This window comes from Serratia sp. TSA_7, from assembly GCF_052692135.1.
In genome coordinates, this window is the sequence record NZ_JBQZFU010000003.1 from 526,486 (window position 1) to 545,117 (window position 18,632).

An 18,632-nucleotide genomic window follows, 5' to 3' on the forward strand; every position below is an offset into this window, starting at 1 on the left:
TGGCGGGCAGTCAGCGCTGTTGAACGCTGGATTGCAGCGACTTTATCGGTGTGACCCGCACCTGTTTTATCATATTGTCTTGCACGTCGAGGATATCGACGTCGTAGTGACTTACGCGCACACGGGTACCGATCTCGGGGATCTCTTCCAACTCTTCCAGCAGCATGCCGTTAATGGTGCGAGCCTCGGTGGCCGGCAGCGTCCAGTTGAACGCCTTGTTTAACTCGCGCACGTTGGCAGTACCGTCTATCAGTACGGAGCCGTCGCTCTGCGGATTAACTTCCTCCGCCAACGTGGGTGACATGGAGGTCGTGAAATCGCCTACGATCTCCTCCAGAATATCTTCCACCGTTACCAGCCCCTGAATATCACCGTACTCGTCAACCACGATGCCGACTTTCTCTTTATTCCTCTGGAATTTCACCAGTTGAACATTGAGCGGTGTACCTTCAGGCACATAGTAAATTTCGTCAGCGGCGCGCAGCAAATTCTCTTTGTTAAACTCTTTCTTCTCGGTCATCAGCCTGTAAGCTTCACGTACCCGCAGCATACCGATGGCGTCATCCAGCGAGCTGCGATACAGCACGATGCGGCCGTGCGGCGAGTGGGTAAGCTGGCGCATGATCGACTTCCAGTCGTCGTTGACGTCGATACCGACGATTTCGTTGCGCGGTACCATGATGTCATCGACTGTCACCTTTTCCAGGTCCAGTACCGAGATCAGCATGTCTTGATTGCGACGGGAAATCTGCGAGTGGGATTCATTGACGATGGTGCGCAGCTCGTCCTTGCTCACCGCATCGCTGACGCGCACGTTGGTGCGAATGCCGAACACTCGCAATATCAGCGTGGTGATGCCATTGAGCAGCCACACTAGCGGGAACATCACCTTCTGCAGAGGCGCCAGTAAAAAGCTGCTGGGGAAGGCGATGCGTTCCGGGTACAGCGCCGCGAAGGTTTTTGGCAGCACTTCGGCGAACAACAGCACGGCGAACGTCAATACGCCGGTAGCGATGGCTACGCCGAGGTCGCCGTACAGGCGCATGCCGACGATGGTCCCCAGTGCCGACGCGAGAATGTTCACCAGATTATTGCCGATCAACACCAGGCCAATCAGGCGATCCGGTTTTTGCAGCAATTTCTCGACCCGGCGGGCAGAGCGGCTACCCTGCTTGGCGAGATGACGGAGACGATAGCGGTTGAGCGTCATCATGCCGGTTTCGGATGCTGAGAAGTAAGCGGAGACCACAATCATGATCACCAGAATAATGATCAGGGTCCCTGTCGAAACGTGCTCCAACGCGGTATTCCTTATATAAGGGAAAAGAGGGCCTGAGGCGGCTTAGCGCACCATGACTTGTTGAATCAGACGGCTGCCGAAATAGGCCAGCGTCAGCAAGAAAGCGCCGGCAAAGCTGAACCAAACGACGCGGCGTCCGCGCCAACCTTCATGATAATGGCCCCACAGCAGAACGATGTACACAAACCAGGCCATAATGGACAGCACGGCTTTATGAACGTTCTCTTTACTGAACAGGTTATCCATATACAGCAGACCGGTGCACAGTGTGAGCGTGAGCAGCACTACGCCGATCTGGGTGATGTGGAACATTTTGCGTTCGATACTCATCAGCGGCGGCATGTCGGCACTGAAGGACAGCTTTTTGTTTTTTAGCAGGTAGTCCAACCAGGCAAGCTGCAGCGCATACAGTGCGGCAATAATCAGCGTAGCGTAAGAGAACAGCGCCAGACCTATATGCACCATCAGCTCCGGGCTGGCTTCCAGATGGGTGATGAATTCGCCCGGCATAAAACTGGCGAAGGCCAGATTGATCATCGCGAAGCTATAAACGATGGGCAGCAAGAACCAGCCGCGATTGCGCGAAGCGACAAAGGTCATGATCGAACAAATGATCAGACTGACGATGGAACCGATGTTCAGCAGGCTGAGATTTTGCCCGGCGCTGACGTCAAAGATACGTTGCTGCAGTGCGATGGCATGGCAAATTAGCGCCACCACCGCCGAGACGATAGCAAGCCGACGGTATGCGCTGTTCTTCCGCAACAAGCTGGGAATAATCAGTCCAAGGCTGAGCAGGTAGGCCATCAAAGCCACAATGGAGAAAACTGGCATAGCGTTTAATTTTGCTTCGGCATGGTTAATTGGATTGCCAGTATAGCGTTGAGCGCGTTCCACTCCAACCGATCTCCAACGCTGAGGCAGAGATCCTGTACGCTTCGTGTTATCATCGCCGCAATTGTGTCGCCAAAGCGGCCTGTCATTACACGTTGAGCATGAGACGATGTTTGAAAATTTAACCGATCGATTGTCGCGCACACTGCGCAATATCAGCGGCCGTGGGCGGCTGACCGAAGAGAATATCAAGGAAACCCTGCGTGAAGTACGCATGGCGTTGCTGGAAGCGGACGTTGCGCTGCCGGTAGTGCGCGACTTTATCAACCGCGTCAAAGAGAGTGCGGTGGGGCATGAAGTCAACAAGAGCCTGACGCCGGGGCAAGAATTCGTCAAGATCGTCAAGAGCGAGCTGATTGCCGCGATGGGCGAAGTGAATACCGAGCTGAATCTGGCGGCGCAGCCACCGGCTGTGGTGCTGATGGCGGGCCTGCAAGGTGCCGGTAAAACCACCAGCGTCGCCAAGCTCGGCAAATTCCTGAAAGAAAAACAGAAGAAAAAAGTGTTGGTGGTTTCCGCGGACGTTTACCGTCCGGCGGCGATCAGGCAGTTGGAAACGTTGGCGGAAGGCGTCGGCATCGATTTCTTCCCGTCGGATGTCAAAGAAAAGCCGATCGACATCGTTAACCGTGCATTGCAGCAGGCCAAGCTGAAATTCTACGACGTGCTGATCGTCGATACCGCCGGCCGTTTGCACGTAGACGAAGCGATGATGGACGAGATCAAACAGGTGCATGCGGCGATCAAGCCGGTGGAAACCCTGTTTGTGGTCGATGCCATGACCGGTCAGGATGCCGCCAATACGGCCAAGGCCTTTAACGAGGCGCTGCCGCTGACCGGCGTAGTGCTGACCAAGGTCGACGGCGACGCGCGTGGCGGTGCCGCGCTGTCTATCCGTCACATCACCGGCAAGCCCATCAAGTTCCTCGGTGTGGGCGAGAAGACCGATGCGCTGGAGCCATTCCATCCAGACCGCGTAGCGTCACGTATTCTCGGCATGGGCGATGTGTTGTCGCTGATCGAAGATATCGAAAGCAAGGTTGACCGCGAGCAAGCGGAAAAACTGGCTAACAAACTGAAGAAGGGCGACGGTTTCGATCTGACCGACTTCCTGGAGCAGTTGAAGCAGATGCGTAACATGGGCGGCATGGCGAACATGCTGAGCAAATTGCCCGGTGCCGGCCAATTGCCGGACAATGTGAAATCGCAGATGGACGATAAAGTGCTGGTGCGCATGGAGGCGATCATCAACTCGATGACGCTGAAAGAGCGCGCCAAACCGGAAATCATCAAGGGTTCGCGCAAACGTCGTATCGCGATGGGCTCCGGCATGCAGGTGCAAGATGTTAACCGCTTGTTAAAGCAGTTCGACGAAATGCAGCGCATGATGAAGAAGATGAAGAAAGGCGGGATGGCGAAGATGATGCGCGGCATGAAAGGTATGATGCCGCCGGGCTTCCCAGGCCGCTGACAGGCGCTTGCCCTCTGGGGTGAGCGTGTTTAAGCATTTGCCGTTCGCGGCAAAAACCGCCCGAAATAGTGCTGGCCGAAAAAAGTAGTTGACGGTGATCTACGCTTTAGATTGCTTTTTGCGCCAAAATGAGTAAAATTTTCGGGCTTTTTATATTGCAACCGGGCCCCGTTCCCTCAATGGGGCCCGGCTGTTTTATTAACTAAAGAGGATGTTATGGTAACAATTCGTTTGGCACGTGGCGGCGCTAAAAAGCGTCCGTTCTATCAAGTAGTAGTGACCGACAGCCGCAATGCTCGTGATGGTCGCTTCATCGAGCGCGTAGGCTTCTTCAACCCGATCGCATCTGGTCAGGCTGAAGCACTGCGTCTGGACCTGGACCGCATCGAACATTGGGTCGGCCTGGGTGCAACCGTTTCTGATCGCGTTCACGCGCTGATCAAAGACGCTAAGAAAGCAGCTTAATCTGTCGCGGTGGTGGCAATGAGCAAGCAACTCAAACCGGTAGCACCGATCGCGCCGATTGTACTCGGTAAAATGGGGTCTACTTACGGCATCCGTGGTTGGCTCAGAGTATTTTCATCCACCGAGAATGCCGAAAGCATTTTTGACTATCAGCCCTGGTTTATCCAGCAGGCGGGTCAATGGCAGCTTGTCGAGTTGGAAGACTGGAAGCGCCACAGTCAGGACCTGATCATCAAAGTCAAAGGCGTTGACGATCGGGATGCTGCGAATCTACTGACCAATCGCGAGATTGTCGTGGATTCGGAACAACTTCCCGAGCTGGAAGGTGATGATTACTACTGGAAAGACCTTATGGGCTGCCAGGTAGTCACTACCACCGGCTACGAACTGGGTAAAGTCGTCGATATGATGGAAACCGGTTCGAATGATGTGATGGTTGTGAAAGCTAACCTGAAGGATGCGTTCGGCATGAAGGAGCGGTTGGTCCCGTTTCTTCATGGGCAGGTTATCAAGAAAGTCGATCTCACTGCTCGCGTGATTGAGGCAGATTGGGATCCTGGTTTTTGACCTCCGAATTAAACGGTCGAAACAAGTGGAATAACGGTATGGGGATTGGCTTGTGTTCATTGGTATTGTAAGCCTGTTTCCTGAGATGTTCCGCGCGATCACCGATTACGGGGTGACTAGCCGGGCAGTAAAAAATGGCCTGCTGAGCGTGCAGTGTTGGAGTCCGCGTGACTTCACCTACGACCGGCATCGTACCGTGGACGATCGCCCTTATGGCGGCGGCCCGGGAATGCTGATGATGGTGCAACCCTTGCGGGAAGCTATTCATGCAGCAAAAGCAGCGGCAGGCGAGGGAGCAAAGGTGATTTATCTGTCACCTCAGGGGCGCAAGCTGGATCAAACCGGCGTGTGCGAACTGGCGGCCAACTCGAAGATGATTCTGGTTTGTGGCCGTTATGAAGGGATAGACGAGCGCGTAATCCAAACCGAAATTGATGAAGAATGGTCAATCGGCGATTACGTTCTCAGCGGCGGGGAACTGCCGGCAATGACCCTGATCGATTCCGTCGCCCGTTTTATACCGGGTGTTCTGGGCCATCAGGCTTCAGCTGAAGAGGATTCTTTTGCCGATGGATTGCTGGACTGCCCGCACTATACCCGTCCTGAGGTGTTGGAAGGGATGGAGGTTCCGCCGGTTTTACTGTCGGGCAACCATGCCGAGATACGTCGCTGGCGCTTAAAGCAGTCGCTGGGCCGTACCTGGCTTAGAAGACCTGAACTTCTGGAAAGCCTAGCTCTGACTGACGAGCAAGCGGTGTTGCTGGCTGAGTTCCAACGGGAACATCAGGCCAAGCAGCAGGACTATGAAGGGAACGTCTGAGCATCTGGCTCGACGGGACCGATATATCAGTTTACCTAGGGTAAGAGACATATTATGAGCAACATTATTAAGCAAATTGAACAAGAGCAGATGAAGCAAGACGTACCTGCATTCCGTCCGGGTGATTCCGTGGAAGTGAAGGTATGGGTCGTTGAAGGTAGCAAAAAACGTCTGCAGGCATTCGAGGGCGTGGTTATCGCTATCCGTAACCGCGGTCTGCACTCTGCATTCACTGTTCGTAAGATTTCCAACGGCGAAGGTGTTGAGCGTGTATTCCAGACTCACTCCCCAGTAATCGACAGCATTACTGTTAAGCGTCGTGGTGCCGTTCGTAAAGCCAAACTGTACTATCTGCGTGAGCGTACTGGTAAGTCTGCTCGTATCAAAGAGCGTCTGAACCGCGTAGGCTAATGCTGCATCCGAAAGTTAATAGCTATGAAGGGGTTGGCAATATGCCAACCCCTTTTTTATGCTTATTATTTTTGAATTGCATATGCAAGATTTTATTTCGCAAAGACGATATTCAGGTTGTATTTGGAAGGCATAAAAAAGCCTGCTGTCGCAGGCTATGCATTAGAGTGCGGCAGCGCGTTGTTTGCCTTTCTCCGGGTGCGGCTGGGCCGGGATGATATCACCGGGCTTTACGATCACCCGCGCGACGGACTCGTGCGTGGCGAAGGTGCAGCTGCAGTTAATGTTCTGGCATTGATGATAGCGCTCTTTGGTCGACTCGCTCAGGTAGCGGCTGGAGCGAGTGTGGGCCACGTTACCGCATAGTGGACAGTGCATCATAGTTGAATCCCCCTTTCGACTGCATCAAGTTATGTGACTTATAATAGCCTAATAGCTTGCAAAAGCAAGATTAAAGTTCAAAATAAAACTAGACCTCGGTAATGGCGAATTCAGCCCGTTGAGTCAGCACATCGAGATCGATTTTTGTGACATAGCCACTGGCGTTCAATGTGTGAACCACCGTATTGATTATCCAGTTTTGCCGATCGATGGCTTCCTTGAATCCGCGTACCTTAATGGGCGTCTCGGGATAAAGCTCGGGCCGGCCCAACGCCAGGTTGATAGAAAACTGCACGCTTCCCTGCTGGATGCGTTCCCATTTCGCTCTGGCTGCCCGCATAGCGCTTTCCTTGTTGGCATAAATCGTTGGCAAAGTGAAAACGTTATTACTGTCTCCCTCGAGATAGTTGGGGTTTTCTGCCTCGTCAGAGGCGGCATGTTGGCGTTGCACCGCTAGCTGCTGCGGTTTGGCGTTCTTCGTATCCTGCCACTTGGCGCGAACGCCGGTGTAATTCCCACGATCGGCCAGGTTAAAGTAGTGCTGGTCGCCGTCATTACGGGCCAGGATAAACGGAGCAATGGATTTGCCTGATGCAGTTTGCCCTAAGCCAGGAATGAGAAACAGCAGTCGCTCGTTTTTGATGGCCGCCACCGCACCATTCATCGTGGCCAGTCGGGTCAGGAACGCGGCATCCGTTTCTTGAGTCTGGTCGATGTGGGATATCTTTATCTCGGCGAGTCCAGCCGCCAGTGTATTGCCCAGACGGTTACGGTTTGCTATCTCATTGACGATTTCACCCAGGGTCTTGTCATGATAAGAATGATCGCGAGCGATGTTCATCGAGCCTCTAAAGTCGACGCTGCGGGCGCGAAGGGTGAGTTTATCTGGTGCCCCCTGATGCTCGACTTCATCAATAGTAAACTTGCCTTTATCGACTAATCCCTGACCTTTCCAGCCCAGCTTCAGGGTAATGACCTGATTACGTGTCGGCATCACCACTTGGCCATCGGCATCGTCAAGTTCAAGCACCAACTGATCTGCGGCAAAACCACGGTGATCGGTCAAGGTCAGGGATAACAATCGATGACGAAAGGTTTCCGTCACGTTCTGTTGCTGCAGAAATAGCGCATAATCCGGGGCGACCTGCGCCCCGATAGGCAATGGAGTTTGAGTAATCAAGACAGCAGCCCTCCAATGTGTTGTATGGTTTTCCCTGCCAGATCCACGGCCTGCTGGCGTAGATCGCCAAACATACTGACCAGTGATTCATCAATGCGCATCAAATTGATAGTGAACTCAATCTGCCTGGCGCTGCCGTCAGAGAAAAGCTGGGTTTTGGTTTCAGAGATGCTCTCAATGACATACATGCCATAAATGATGCCGCTGCCTTCAATTAGCGGCCAGGCGCGTCCCTGGGAGGCCATTAGCTGCAACGCCATCAACGACAGCGTTCCACCGGTGACCTCCGGCATCAGCACTCCTGTCAGTGTGATTTTCTCGCTGTCGGCGCCCAAAAACTGCGCGGACGGGCGTTGGCCGATGCGTGCGTTGGTTGGCCAACGGAAACCGCTGCTGCGCTGCATGCTCTGATAGGGCACGGTTTTCAGCATAAAAACAAACATGCCGAGGGTAAGCATCATGGTATTTTCTCCTCAATTAACTCATTCGGCTGCGCGCGTCGGCTGCCTGACGTCGCGTCAGCAATTCAAATTGCCGTGCGACTTCGCGGCCGATATCTTGCTCACTCTGACCTGCACCGGCGGTGACATTAATCGTGACAGACGGGATTTGGATCTGGGGCGCGGGTGCAACAGATGCAGGTGATGCCGCCATCACGGGGGCGCTGAGCGACAGCAAAGCCGCCGACATGGCTGCCGTATGGCGGCGGCCTGTTACTTGTACCGGACCGCTGACGAGCTCCGGGCCGTTTTCACCGACGATGCCAAATTGTCCGGCAGGAATATTTCCCCCGTTATCGAACATGCCGGCGAACCAGGAGTTGCCACCTTCACCTTCACCTTCACCTTCGGTATGACGAGCCCCGGTGTCTTTATCATCAAATGACATCCAGTCGGGGAGCAAGTCAGTCAGCGACATGAATTTTTTTATCCAGCTATCAATGGTGTCGTTAATATATTTGCTCATTGCTTTGCATCCGGCTGAGATACTCTCCCACAGGTTGCTAAAGAACGGCGCCAGCTTGTCCCAGTTTTCGATCACCGCAAAAGCTGCGATCGCGATTAAGCCGATAATGGCCAGCAATGGGTTGGCCATTGCCATGCGCCCCAGCCAAATCATGGTTTGCCCAGCTTTGAAGATTGCGCCGTTAATGATGGTGAACCCTTGGAGTACCTCGGTGGCGATCAGGCTGACGCCGCTAAGCCCACCAAGCAGTAACGTGAGCCCACCGGCGACTTGTAGCAGGGTACTGGCCAGTGCGGGGTTATTGGTCACCCAGGAATTCAGTTGCACTAACCATTGCGTCGCCGTTTGGGTCAGTTCCCGCAGTGCAGCGCTTTGACCGGCAAACAAATTGATCCGCAGGCTGTCCCAGGAGGCAAATAGCTTTTGGATATCCCCATCCAAATTGTCACCCCTGACGGTGACGATAGCCTGAGCGGCACCGTCTACTTTCCCCAGGCTACGCCCCTGAGGCGCCAATTGCGCGGCGGTTTGCTCCAGCCCCATGCCGTTCTTTAGGGCTGCCGGAGCGGCGGCCTGCATTTTTTTATCGAGATCGGAAAGGCTCAACTGATAACTGCTGCTGGCCTTGGCCATCACATCGGCGATGTTTTCCGCCTGATCGGCAGGCAGTTGAAAAGCCTGCTGGATGCCCGACAGCGCTTTTACTGCTTCATCAATGCTGCTACCACTAGCCTTGGCCAGGTTCAGCGCGGCGGGAACGGCAGCCAGAACGTCTTGTGGGTTATAGCCGGCGCTCGCCAGAGCGGATTGAGCCTGAGTGACATCCTGTGCGGATTGCCCCTTGGCCGCTCTGCTGGTCGCCTGCTGACGCAGGGCGATCAGCCGTTGATCGCCGCTATCTAATCCCAGCTGCGCTTGTACTCCGGACATTTGTTGTTCAAACTTTATCCCCGGTACCAGTAATTTTTTACCGGTGTGGAAGGCTTTGTTGGCCAGGCCAAAGCCTTGTGAACTGACGTCGCGAATTTTTCCAATTCCATTCTGACGGGTTTGAAAATCATCAAGTACCTCAGTGCGTCTTTGTTGACGCAGTTTTTGGCCGGTACCGCGATGATGGTTAATATAACTTTGAGTCACGTCCAGTTTTTTTTGGGCTTGTTGTTGGGCTCCGACTAAATCCGCAGTATCTATTCCTTTTGCCTGTAGTTGTCGTTCAAGCCGGTTTTGTTGGAATGACGCGATGGCGCCACGGGCCTTTTGCACAACGTAATTCAGATTAACTTGTTGTGTTGTTTCGATATCCTCGGGCGAAGATAGAAATTTGGGCAAAGTGTTACGGGTTTTTTTAATCTCCTCGAATTTCTGGAATATATCTGACTGTGCTTCTTTTATTTTCAGTAACTGGGTTAACTGAGAATAATTCTTCTGCTCTAACCTCAGCTTTTTGCTGAGGTTTCGGACTGCGGCGTCCTCTTTTGCCAACGCCTCTTTGCTGTCGGTATTACTCATCTGTATTTACTCCGCTGCGTTGCAGCGCCCTGTGGCGCCAGCCTATTAGCTCTGTCAGCGTCATGCAGCTCATCTCCGATGGCGGCCAATGAAAAATCACTGCGATGTCCGCCATCAGATCGTCCACGGTCAAAACGGGGTCGATGTTTACTCGGCCGACTTCGGCGACAAAAAACCGATCACCTGGCCGGCCAGCGCAATCAGGTCCGGCAGTTCCAGGCGCACGCACTCTTCCTTGGTCAGATTCGGATAGGTGACGCGCGGCAGGATGGTGATCAGGGCGTCAACGTCGGCGTTGGCCAGGGCCGCCAAACCGATGCCGCGCAGGCTGCCGGCATTGGGTTTGGTGACTTGCACTTCGCGGATTTCGCTATCGCCACGCTTGATCGGGGTTTCCAGTACAACGGTATTTTCTGGGGATGCATTCAGTTCCATGGGATTTCCAATTATCAGTCAGGTAAAGAAGGCCAGCGCACGGCTGGCCATTAAAGTCATGAATTACAGGCCAATGGCACGACGGTGAGCCGCCAGAAGATCCACGCCGTCGACTTTCTCGATCATGTTGACGGTATCGATCTCGATCAGCTCTTTGCCGTCGATGCTCAGCTTGAAGTAGGTACAGTCGGTAGAAACCTTGGTTTCGGTGTCTTCGCCTTGCTTGAAGTCGCCGCTGTCGATTTCCTTGTGACGGCCGCGCATCACCACTTCGAGTGCCGAAACTTCGCCGGTGTCATCACGCTGGAAAGAGCCGGTAAAGCGCAGCGGCACTGCATCTACGCGGCCCCACTGTTTCAGCACCAGCTCATCGATGCCGCCCATGGTCCACTCAACAACCAGCGCATCGTCGTCCAGACCGAAGTCCACGGACGCCGCACCGCTCATGCCGCCGCCGCGGAATTTTTCCAGCTTGCGGGTCAGTTTCGGCAGGGTCATGGCGGATACCACGCCCATGTAGTTGAAGCCGTCGTTAAACAGGTTCAGGTATTTCAATTTTTTTGGCAGTGCCATGATTCAGGTCTCCTTAGCTGTTCACGGACGCGGCGAAGTTCGCCAGGTAACGGTCGGTAATGCGCTGGCGCAGGGTCAAATCTTCCAGCGGTGGAACCGGGGTATAGTCGTAATCGATAAACAGTTTGCCGGCCTTCAGGGTGTCCTTATCGTTGGCGTTTTCGTCATACCAGCAGTCGCCATCGATGATCAGCCCTGCGGATTTCAGCTCGCGGAACTTGGCCTTGATACCGTCGATCATGTCGCGGATCAGCGTTGGCGTAACCGGGCGGTCAACCGCCCACAGGTGCGCTTCAGCCATGGTGTCAGCCAATACCTGCGCGGTGCGGGTGTAGTTTTCGAACTGGAATAACGGATCGTCGGAGCAGGTGCGTGAGCCCCAGAACTTGAAACCCTCTTTGCGGATCAAGGTGGTGATGCAGCCCTGGTTCAGCAAATCGGCGTCGGTACCCACGGTTTGCAGATCCCAGAACACGCTGGACGAAATTCCGCTCACGCCGTTCACACCGACGTTGGACAGGGTTTTGTGCCAGCCGGTTTCCTGGTCGATTTTGGCTCGCAGGCCAAGCGCGCGGGCTGTAGCGAAGGCGATGTCGCTGCTGTTGGTGGTGGTGTTCCAGTTGACAAAATCCGGCCAGATCAACATCAATTCACGCTGGCTGAAGCCTGCGCGGTACTTGATGGCGTCGGAAACGGTTTTGCAGCCGTAGGCGCTGATATAACCGAAGGCGCGGAGTTGTTGGCAGATACCGGCCAATGCGGTAGCCACTTCCAGGTTGTCGTGGCCTGGTACACCCAGGATACGCGGCTTCACGCCCAGTTCAGCCTGTGCAGCCAGCAAGGCTTTCATGCCGGTATACTTACCGTTCTCATCGGCACCGCCAATGATATTGGAGGTGGTTTCGGCTTCGTCTTTGCCTTCCGCCACGCGCACTACGACGGTAACCGGTTTGGCCTGCTCGGCAATCGCCAGCAGCGAGCGTGACAGAGTGCCTTTCTTCCCGGCCTTGCCGCTGGCGGCCAGAACGTCAGTGATCAGCACCGGGGTGTTGAGGGGAAACAAGGTTGCATCGGCATCTTCTGCGGTACAAACCATGCCGACAATTGCCGTCGAGACGGTGGAAATTACGCGGGTGCCTTCGTTGATTTCGAGGACACGTACGCCGTGGTGATAATCACCCATAGTATTACTCCGTTTGTGGTTGGTAGTAACAGGATGCCCGTCACGGTGCGGCGGCGCACGTCATTGGGTATGTATGGGATCTGGTACAACAGCAGGAAAAATAAAGATAAAAAAAACGCCCCGAGCGGGGCGTTGAGTGGGTTACTGCGGCGGCTGCGGCCAGTCGATATCGGGGGCGGTGCCGGGATCCAGCCGGCTAAGCAGCACTCGATAGAGCATCCAGGTTTTCAACCGTTCTTGCTCGTCAGGAGTGGCAATATTGAGATCAACCGCATCCTTAAGAGGGGCTATTTCTTTTGCTGCCTGATTTAGCAAAATATCCTTATCTCTCTGAGCCTGGGTTTTTAATTGTTCGACAGTATAAGTACGCGGTACTATTTTTGCCCCATTAACTTGCCAGTCTAGGCCCTGGATTGGGAGTGGAAATAGATCCGGAATATCATCGACGGAAACCTCAGCGACATAGGCGTTAACTGGCCATAAACTCGATGCGTCATAACTGGCGCTATATATGATCCCGTTTGTATCAAAAACTACCTTCAGTGTTTTTTCATTAAAGCGACGCTGTACGTCATACCATTCATTCCCATCGTTGTCTTTAATGAATAATATGTTTGAATTTTCCGCCAGAGCTGCCTCTGGTGTGTCTTTCTCAGGTTTATAAGTAGAGAATGGGCCGAAATTTTTCATACGTAAGCCACCGTGTACCAGTTATTGTTAATGTATTTTTGCAACATTCGATAATACATATACCCAACGTCATTTCCTTCATTGCCATTACCGCCGGTAATTACCGCTCCTGAGGGAGCCTCAGTCATGTTGCCATCAGTAATAATCGTTCCTCGACTGGCCAGACGGATGTCACGGACATAGTTTCGATCCAGATAATTGTTTAAATAACCTCCCCAAACGCTGCCATTAAGATTACCGTCTGTTTGTAAAACAGCGCCTGAAGCGAAGATTGCACCATTAGCGTGAAATTCACCATTGTTGCGGAAAGTGAACCAACCATCAGCACCACCATTAGCAACGTGAATGCCGAATTCGTGATAATTGCCGAATTTTTCATAATGGTAAATATCGGTGAAAAGGTTTCCCATACCTTGAAGCCGAAGGCCATTTGTTTGCCGATTACCGTCAGCGAGAGTTATATTTCCAGATTTGGTAATAAAATCGCCACCATAGAAACTAGAGGTGCCGTCAATGTTAACTTTTCCACCGAACCAAATATCACCCGTTGCACTCAGTTTTCCATTTACATAATATTCCGAACCATGGAATGACAATACCCCTTTATTATCGTTAATTAATCTGGTGTCAAAGTCTCCATTGTTATTATTATAGTGAAAATCTATGTACGGAGTAGAACCGTAAAGTTCTACACTAGCCTTGGCCGTAAGTCCTCCAGTAATAGTGGTTGATCCATTCACCGACAACGAGGAAGTGGTCAGCCCCGATTTGGTTTCGATGGTGCCATTAACCGTTAGACCGCCGCTAATGGTATCGCCGGTTTTTTTTACGGCGGCATCATTTACAGATTTTAGCGCTTTTGGCGTGGCGGCGAGGGTCTCGCTACTACTGTTACTGTCGTTGCTCAACTGGACGAGACCCTTGGCTTGCAAGGTGGCATCTGGGTGATTTCGTGATTTCTCGTGATTTGATAGTTTTTCCAAAACTACTAAATGTAAATCATCAACATAATCTCTGGTAGCAACGATGATACTTGGATCCGTTATCAAGTTAATTTTTTCTATGCTACTAACGGCTAGAATCATCCGAATATTTTGTCGTCGGCCTGATCCTTCAACCATTTTGGGTTTGTAAGTTTCAGGACAATTACCGATAGCTATTAAATCACCTTCATCATCGTAAAGCCCCAGTTCGCGGATCCACCAGCCTCCGATGCTTTCAGAAATAAGCAATTCAGCAGATAACTGGTTTTCTTCCCCGGCAATGATTGTCAACGAGTTTAGACTAGCTCTATAGTTCTCATTGATTAGAGACGTTGCAGACGGGCTTGGTGCAGGCAGGAAACCACCGCCATCACCGACTGCCATCTGAGTAATTTTTATTTTTTTAGTACCTTCAACAGTTGAGGCTAGTTTACTAGCCCCTTTGTTAGTTAGCAGGCAGAAGTATTTTGTACCCATAATAATTCTCGCTATTATTTATTTTCTTTAATGATTTCAGCCAACTATGATGCCTTTATCTTTCATCACAGAATTAGTCTTTTGGATGAGATCCATTTGTTCAGCTTCAGTGAAGGAGCGGTTATACATAGCAAAAACACCGATGTGCCCTTTAATGCCGATATTGTGCGGTGCCATATAGCCACCACCGAGAATGATAGGGACGCGAGCAGGAATACGGATAGTGTTTTCATATCCTTGTTCATATTTTTGTCCTGTCATTCTCAGTAAACGCATGCCTGAATTAGTAACGGTGAAACTAAAGGTAGTCCATCCTCCTACGCCTTGGCCGCAACTCATGATAACTACCCGTGGGTTAGCACCAACAGAGGCTGTGAGTCCACCTGTATTGGTAATGGCTACACGAGTTCCAGATAATGGGCTCCCCGTTTCTGCGATTGAGCTATAAATTTGTGATGTTTGTGTTGGGTTTTCAGGTACATATATAGATGTCACCATGGTGAACTCTTCTGGCTCTATAAGACCAGTATAAGCGTTATGCTGTTCTATTCCGTCGCAATTCAAACCCTTATCATCAATGTTTAAATTATTAAGAATGAGATGGTTTCTGTTTTGACCGCGATCGTACACTCCTCTCATTTCATAGATTGCCATATTACCAGCCAAGGAAAGTAACGACCCTGTTGCTGATTTTTCAAGATATGGATTGTTGAAGTCTTTAGCGATTGTAATACGTAATCCTGGAATCATTGTTTAACCCTCATATGAAAATGTACACAGTAGTTATGGCGTGAATAGTTTTTTCCATCAAGACCTGAAAGGTCTGTTTCTGTTGTGTCAGAGTCCCTTAAAGTTGTTCTTACGCCGGTGGTTGGACCGGAAAACCAACTTTTGTAACGATTTTCGGTAATTTCTCCTCTATTGTCAGGGGTGTAACCAGCTGCAACAAATACACTCCCAATCAAATTGCGATTTGTAGTTATTTTTAATTTATGACCACCAATTATTTCGGTGGAGACGATAGGGATACGCCCTGTATCATCGTGAACCTCGAAACCATTAGCTCCGTCAGGTAATTGTTTAACGATGGTGTTATCGAAAACCATTGGCGGCACGGGAACGTTAAACTCAACCATAATGACGCGTTCTGAAAGCATGAGTGCAACTTTAGGTTCTAATGGTCTGAATGGTCTTCCTGTTAACATTTCATGTCTGATAGCTTTTTCTACCTGCAATCCAATTTGGCGATATCCATGGTTTGTTTTATGGACATTATCTGAACCTGCAAACATATAATTAGGTCCAAAACAGCGGAAATATTCATCTTCGTGAGAAATTTCCAAATGTGCTAAAGGAATTTCTACACTTGAATGTTCGGCAGAACCGACATAAAAACCATGGGAAGCCATTTGGTAGGTAAACATCAATAGCGGTTTATCACCACGAATTGTGGCCAGATCCATTTCGAGATCTTTTCGAAGTTGTGATAGCAGTTTTTTATACTCCGCGCCGGACATACCATCTCCGGCATCTGCTTCACCCTGTAACCAAATAATATAGTCAGGAGAGTATTCCTTTCCATCTTTTTTATGTAATTCCTGGCACCAGATAATTTGGTTAATAACATCATTATAGGCGGGTTTTCCCTTTCCAAGATTGCGAATGCGCTCGCCACTGACGCCGGCAGCATTTAAGATTAGTTCCCTCCCTGCCATACCATATGAATGTTGTTCGATATGCGATACAAAACCATGGGCAAATCCTGATGCTAGTGTCTCAACTCTATTTTCTTTTAATGGAATTAAATTAGTTGGTTTTTTACCCAGGCTAATAACACCGGTATCATACATTAATGTAGAACTTACGGGTGTCGATAAAATAGGTGTACCTTGCGCACCTACTGATAGCGATTGTCCGTAAACAATAATGTGGAGTCTTTCCGGGAAATCGTAGTTTTCATCTTTTTTGATGTTAAATTTAGCAGTCTCTGGGTTGATGATATTACCTAGGTTGTCAATTCCTGATGAAATTGAATTATTTTCATCAACGATCTCAATAAGGTTTTCAATATTTGCTCTTTCCAGCTTTAAACCGAGTATTTCTACGGACCCATCTTTTCCAACAGCAAATGCGTTCCTTCCAGACTCATCATCAATTGCGAAAAGGTAATCACTATCCTCAGGGAATTGCAGTACTTTGATACCTAAAAGTTCAGAGAATCCTGCAGGGGAGATTAACTCCCCTTTGTCATTAATTCCTAAAGAAATTTTTCCTGAAGATGACGATATTTCGAGAGGGAGCTTTGCTGCTCCAGGATAAATTCCATTGTCTGGCAGGATTTTTGCTGTTCCAAGGGACATTTCCTTATGAACATCATCTTTAGTTGCTAATACCTTTTGAGATATGGTCAGGTTTACTTTTTCAATATTACTGACTGTTAATGTCAATTCAATAATCTGATCGGTTCCTGCACCTTCTGCCAATATTGGTTTATAAGATTCGGGGCAACTAGCAATGGCGATAAGAATGTTGCTCTCATCATAAATCCCGATTTCACGTATCCACCATCCACCCACATCAGTGGGAATGATAGCTTTAATAACAAGTTGATGTGTGTTGTCATTATTAATAGATACGTCACTTAAATCTGTGCGATATACTTCGTTAATCAATGCCGTTTGTTCTGGCGTGGGGTTTGATAAAACACCCGCACTATCGCCAAATGCCATCTTTGATAGAGATAGTTTCTCATTGTTGGCAGTGACAGCAGCGAGTCTCGTTAATCCTTGATTGGTTAATATCACCGAGTATTTGTTCATGATGTTACTCTCTTTCTTTCAATAATAGTAATTGCGCCTGTTGGATAAGTGTTTCCACTGACTAAAATAGGATCGCTATTGTAAGGTAATACGGTTACCTGCTCGCCATCGTAACTTCGAGCTCCTACATAAATAGGGCCGGAAACGGTTCGTTGAAATGTAAGGCCTAAAAGTTTTCGACTGACAGGCTTTGTTTCATTTATAAGTAATTCAATTTCATCTAAATTTTCAGAAGTCAGTTCTAGATCATATGTCTCAATTGCCAGTTGGAATGAGCCTGGTATTGTTAATAATTGCCACCATTCCTTGATGGAAAGTGTATATCCCAAGTTCTCCACCACGCGGCGAATAGCGCCGATGGTGCCTTTATGGCGGTGTACGAAGAAAGCGGAGGAGACGACGTTGCGCTTGGCTTCTTCCGTCCAGTCTTCATCCCAATGATCCACCGAAAACGCCCAAGCCAAATAGGGCAACAGGTTGAGCGGACAGGTGGCCGGATCCCACAACTCGCGCAGTGGTACCGGCATTGTGGCCAACTCGGCGCAGGCGGCCGCTGCGGCGACTTCCAGCGCTGATGAGCCAACCGGCAAAAGACGGTTATTCATCTGAACCCCCTACGGTCAGTTGATAGTCGGAGCAATATGACGCCTGGGTTTTATCCAAGACGATGTCGGCGGGAGGGCTTTTCAGCTCCACCCGCTGAACCCCTTCGGCGTGCAATGCCGCATAAATTGCCGACAGACGGATATCGCGTCCCAGGCGGTGTTGGGCACTGATGTAGTTTTTTAGCTTGGCTTCGGCGGCACGCCGGATCGGTTCTGCTTCCGGACCGGGGTAGAGGTATAACGTGGCCTCGATACTGTAATTGACGATGGTGGCGGAGCGAACGCTGACGCGGTCCGCCACGGGGCGCACATCTTCGTCATTCAAGGCTTTATCGACGATGGCTATCAGCTCGGCGCTGGCGGTGCCATTCCCTTCGCGCGACAGTACTGAGATCAGCACGTTAGCCGGACTGGGGCTGGTAGCGGATACGTCGGCCACCCGGCCATCGGCTGAGCGGCCGTGGTACTCGTAGGAGCCGCTGGAGCCGGCGACGCTCAGTCCTTCAAACGCCTGCTGGATGCGCACGCGGAAATCGCTATCGGACTCCATAATCGCAGGGGTCGGCGGGATGACCGTATCGTCAGGCTGCTGCACCACCAGGCGTTGAACCTGGAAGTTGGCACCAAGCTGATCGAGGTCACTGCCGCCGGCGTAGCCGAGCATCACCGACTGTGCGGCTTCGTTGACACGTTGGCGCAGGATCAGCTCGCGATAGGCGTTTTCCTGCAGCAGTTTGACGATTGGCTCCGATTCCAGCGTCAGCGTGCGCGCAATCGCTTCACGCTGCTCTTCCGGGTAGAGGGAAATCAGCGTGGCCTTGCGCTCGGCCAGCAGCGATTCGTAGTCGAGAGAGTCCACCACCGTCGGGGCGGGTAATAAGCTCAGGTCAATGGTTGCCATGG

Annotated in this window: 21 protein-coding genes; 5 read left to right on the forward strand and 16 right to left on the reverse strand. The window is 51.0% G+C overall.

Features of this window, described 5'->3' with window-relative positions:
* Positions 1 to 10: 10 nt before the first annotated feature.
* Together ACUTQW_RS14755 and ACUTQW_RS14760 are read right to left on the reverse strand one after the other, a co-directional pair.
* On the reverse strand, positions 11 to 1,300 hold the full coding sequence (locus tag ACUTQW_RS14755) for an HlyC/CorC family transporter (protein WP_004950356.1): 1,290 nt from the start codon (positions 1,298 to 1,300) through the stop codon (positions 11 to 13).
* Between the two features lie 42 nt (positions 1,301 to 1,342).
* Positions 1,343 to 2,134, reverse strand: coding sequence for a cytochrome C assembly family protein (locus ACUTQW_RS14760; RefSeq protein ID WP_006323686.1), 792 nt, complete (start codon positions 2,132 to 2,134; stop codon positions 1,343 to 1,345).
* Between the two features lie 169 nt (positions 2,135 to 2,303).
* Between ACUTQW_RS14760 and ffh the strand changes: the two genes are divergently transcribed.
* From ffh to rplS, 5 genes are all read left to right on the forward strand, one after another.
* Entirely contained in the window at positions 2,304 to 3,665 is a 1,362-nt protein-coding gene (ffh, locus tag ACUTQW_RS14765; protein ID WP_006323687.1) for a signal recognition particle protein, read from the forward strand.
* A gap of 216 nt (positions 3,666 to 3,881) precedes the next feature.
* Positions 3,882 to 4,130, forward strand: a complete 249-nt coding sequence (rpsP, locus tag ACUTQW_RS14770) for a 30S ribosomal protein S16 (protein WP_004932501.1) — start codon at positions 3,882 to 3,884, stop codon at positions 4,128 to 4,130.
* Between the two features lie 18 nt (positions 4,131 to 4,148).
* Positions 4,149 to 4,697 (forward strand): ribosome maturation factor RimM, encoded by a 549-nt coding sequence (gene rimM, locus ACUTQW_RS14775; RefSeq protein ID WP_004950368.1) that lies wholly within the window; start codon positions 4,149 to 4,151, stop codon positions 4,695 to 4,697.
* Positions 4,698 to 4,749: 52 nt separating this feature from the next.
* On the forward strand, positions 4,750 to 5,517 hold the full coding sequence (gene trmD / locus ACUTQW_RS14780) for a tRNA (guanosine(37)-N1)-methyltransferase TrmD (protein ID WP_006323688.1): 768 nt from the start codon (positions 4,750 to 4,752) through the stop codon (positions 5,515 to 5,517).
* Between the two features lie 54 nt (positions 5,518 to 5,571).
* A complete protein-coding gene (rplS, locus tag ACUTQW_RS14785) occupies positions 5,572 to 5,928 on the forward strand; it encodes a 50S ribosomal protein L19 (protein ID WP_004950372.1) in 357 nt (118 codons plus the stop codon).
* A gap of 162 nt (positions 5,929 to 6,090) precedes the next feature.
* Here rplS and ACUTQW_RS14790 read toward each other — a convergent pair whose 3' ends face one another.
* The 14 genes from ACUTQW_RS14790 to ACUTQW_RS14855 all read right to left on the reverse strand — a co-directional run bounded on the left by ACUTQW_RS14790 (position 6,091) and on the right by ACUTQW_RS14855 (position 18,630).
* Complete coding sequence (locus ACUTQW_RS14790; protein WP_004950376.1) at positions 6,091 to 6,309, reverse strand: DNA-binding transcriptional regulator; 219 nt, start codon at positions 6,307 to 6,309, stop codon at positions 6,091 to 6,093.
* Between the two features lie 88 nt (positions 6,310 to 6,397).
* Positions 6,398 to 7,489 carry a phage late control D family protein gene (locus ACUTQW_RS14795; RefSeq protein ID WP_006323690.1) on the reverse strand — a complete coding sequence of 364 codons (1,092 nt, stop codon included), beginning with the start codon at positions 7,487 to 7,489 and terminating at the stop codon, positions 6,398 to 6,400.
* Entirely contained in the window at positions 7,486 to 7,950 is a 465-nt protein-coding gene (locus tag ACUTQW_RS14800; RefSeq protein WP_006323691.1) for a phage tail protein, read from the reverse strand. The genes ACUTQW_RS14795 and ACUTQW_RS14800 overlap by 4 nt, the downstream gene beginning before the upstream one ends.
* A gap of 16 nt (positions 7,951 to 7,966) precedes the next feature.
* Complete coding sequence (locus ACUTQW_RS14805; RefSeq protein ID WP_020438480.1) at positions 7,967 to 9,964, reverse strand: phage tail tape measure protein; 1,998 nt, start codon at positions 9,962 to 9,964, stop codon at positions 7,967 to 7,969.
* Positions 9,957 to 10,091, reverse strand: a complete 135-nt coding sequence (locus ACUTQW_RS14810; protein WP_006323693.1) for a GpE family phage tail protein — start codon at positions 10,089 to 10,091, stop codon at positions 9,957 to 9,959. The genes ACUTQW_RS14805 and ACUTQW_RS14810 overlap by 8 nt, the downstream gene beginning before the upstream one ends.
* A 20-nt stretch (positions 10,092 to 10,111) precedes the next feature.
* Positions 10,112 to 10,399 carry a phage tail assembly protein gene (locus ACUTQW_RS14815; protein WP_006323694.1) on the reverse strand — a complete coding sequence of 96 codons (288 nt, stop codon included), beginning with the start codon at positions 10,397 to 10,399 and terminating at the stop codon, positions 10,112 to 10,114.
* A gap of 63 nt (positions 10,400 to 10,462) precedes the next feature.
* Positions 10,463 to 10,972, reverse strand: coding sequence for a phage major tail tube protein (locus ACUTQW_RS14820; protein ID WP_006323695.1), 510 nt, complete (start codon positions 10,970 to 10,972; stop codon positions 10,463 to 10,465).
* Positions 10,973 to 10,985: 13 nt separating this feature from the next.
* Complete coding sequence (locus ACUTQW_RS14825; protein ID WP_006323696.1) at positions 10,986 to 12,155, reverse strand: phage tail sheath protein; 1,170 nt, start codon at positions 12,153 to 12,155, stop codon at positions 10,986 to 10,988.
* 141 nt (positions 12,156 to 12,296) lie between these two features.
* Complete coding sequence (locus ACUTQW_RS14830) at positions 12,297 to 12,845, reverse strand: tail fiber assembly protein (RefSeq protein WP_006323697.1); 549 nt, start codon at positions 12,843 to 12,845, stop codon at positions 12,297 to 12,299.
* A complete protein-coding gene (locus ACUTQW_RS14835; RefSeq protein WP_006323698.1) occupies positions 12,842 to 14,305 on the reverse strand; it encodes a phage tail protein in 1,464 nt (487 codons plus the stop codon). The genes ACUTQW_RS14830 and ACUTQW_RS14835 overlap by 4 nt, the downstream gene beginning before the upstream one ends.
* 36 nt (positions 14,306 to 14,341) lie before the next feature.
* Positions 14,342 to 15,055 (reverse strand): hypothetical protein, encoded by a 714-nt coding sequence (locus ACUTQW_RS14840; RefSeq protein WP_144080230.1) that lies wholly within the window; start codon positions 15,053 to 15,055, stop codon positions 14,342 to 14,344.
* Positions 15,052 to 17,124, reverse strand: a complete 2,073-nt coding sequence (locus tag ACUTQW_RS14845) for a phage tail-collar fiber domain-containing protein (protein WP_020438483.1) — start codon at positions 17,122 to 17,124, stop codon at positions 15,052 to 15,054. Before ACUTQW_RS14845 ends, ACUTQW_RS14840 begins: the two co-directional genes overlap by 4 nt.
* Positions 17,121 to 17,729, reverse strand: a complete 609-nt coding sequence (locus ACUTQW_RS14850; RefSeq protein WP_006323701.1) for a phage tail protein I — start codon at positions 17,727 to 17,729, stop codon at positions 17,121 to 17,123. The genes ACUTQW_RS14845 and ACUTQW_RS14850 overlap by 4 nt, the downstream gene beginning before the upstream one ends.
* Entirely contained in the window at positions 17,722 to 18,630 is a 909-nt protein-coding gene (locus ACUTQW_RS14855) for a baseplate assembly protein (RefSeq protein WP_006323702.1), read from the reverse strand. Before ACUTQW_RS14855 ends, ACUTQW_RS14850 begins: the two co-directional genes overlap by 8 nt.
* Between the last annotated feature and the right edge of the window lie 2 nt (positions 18,631 to 18,632).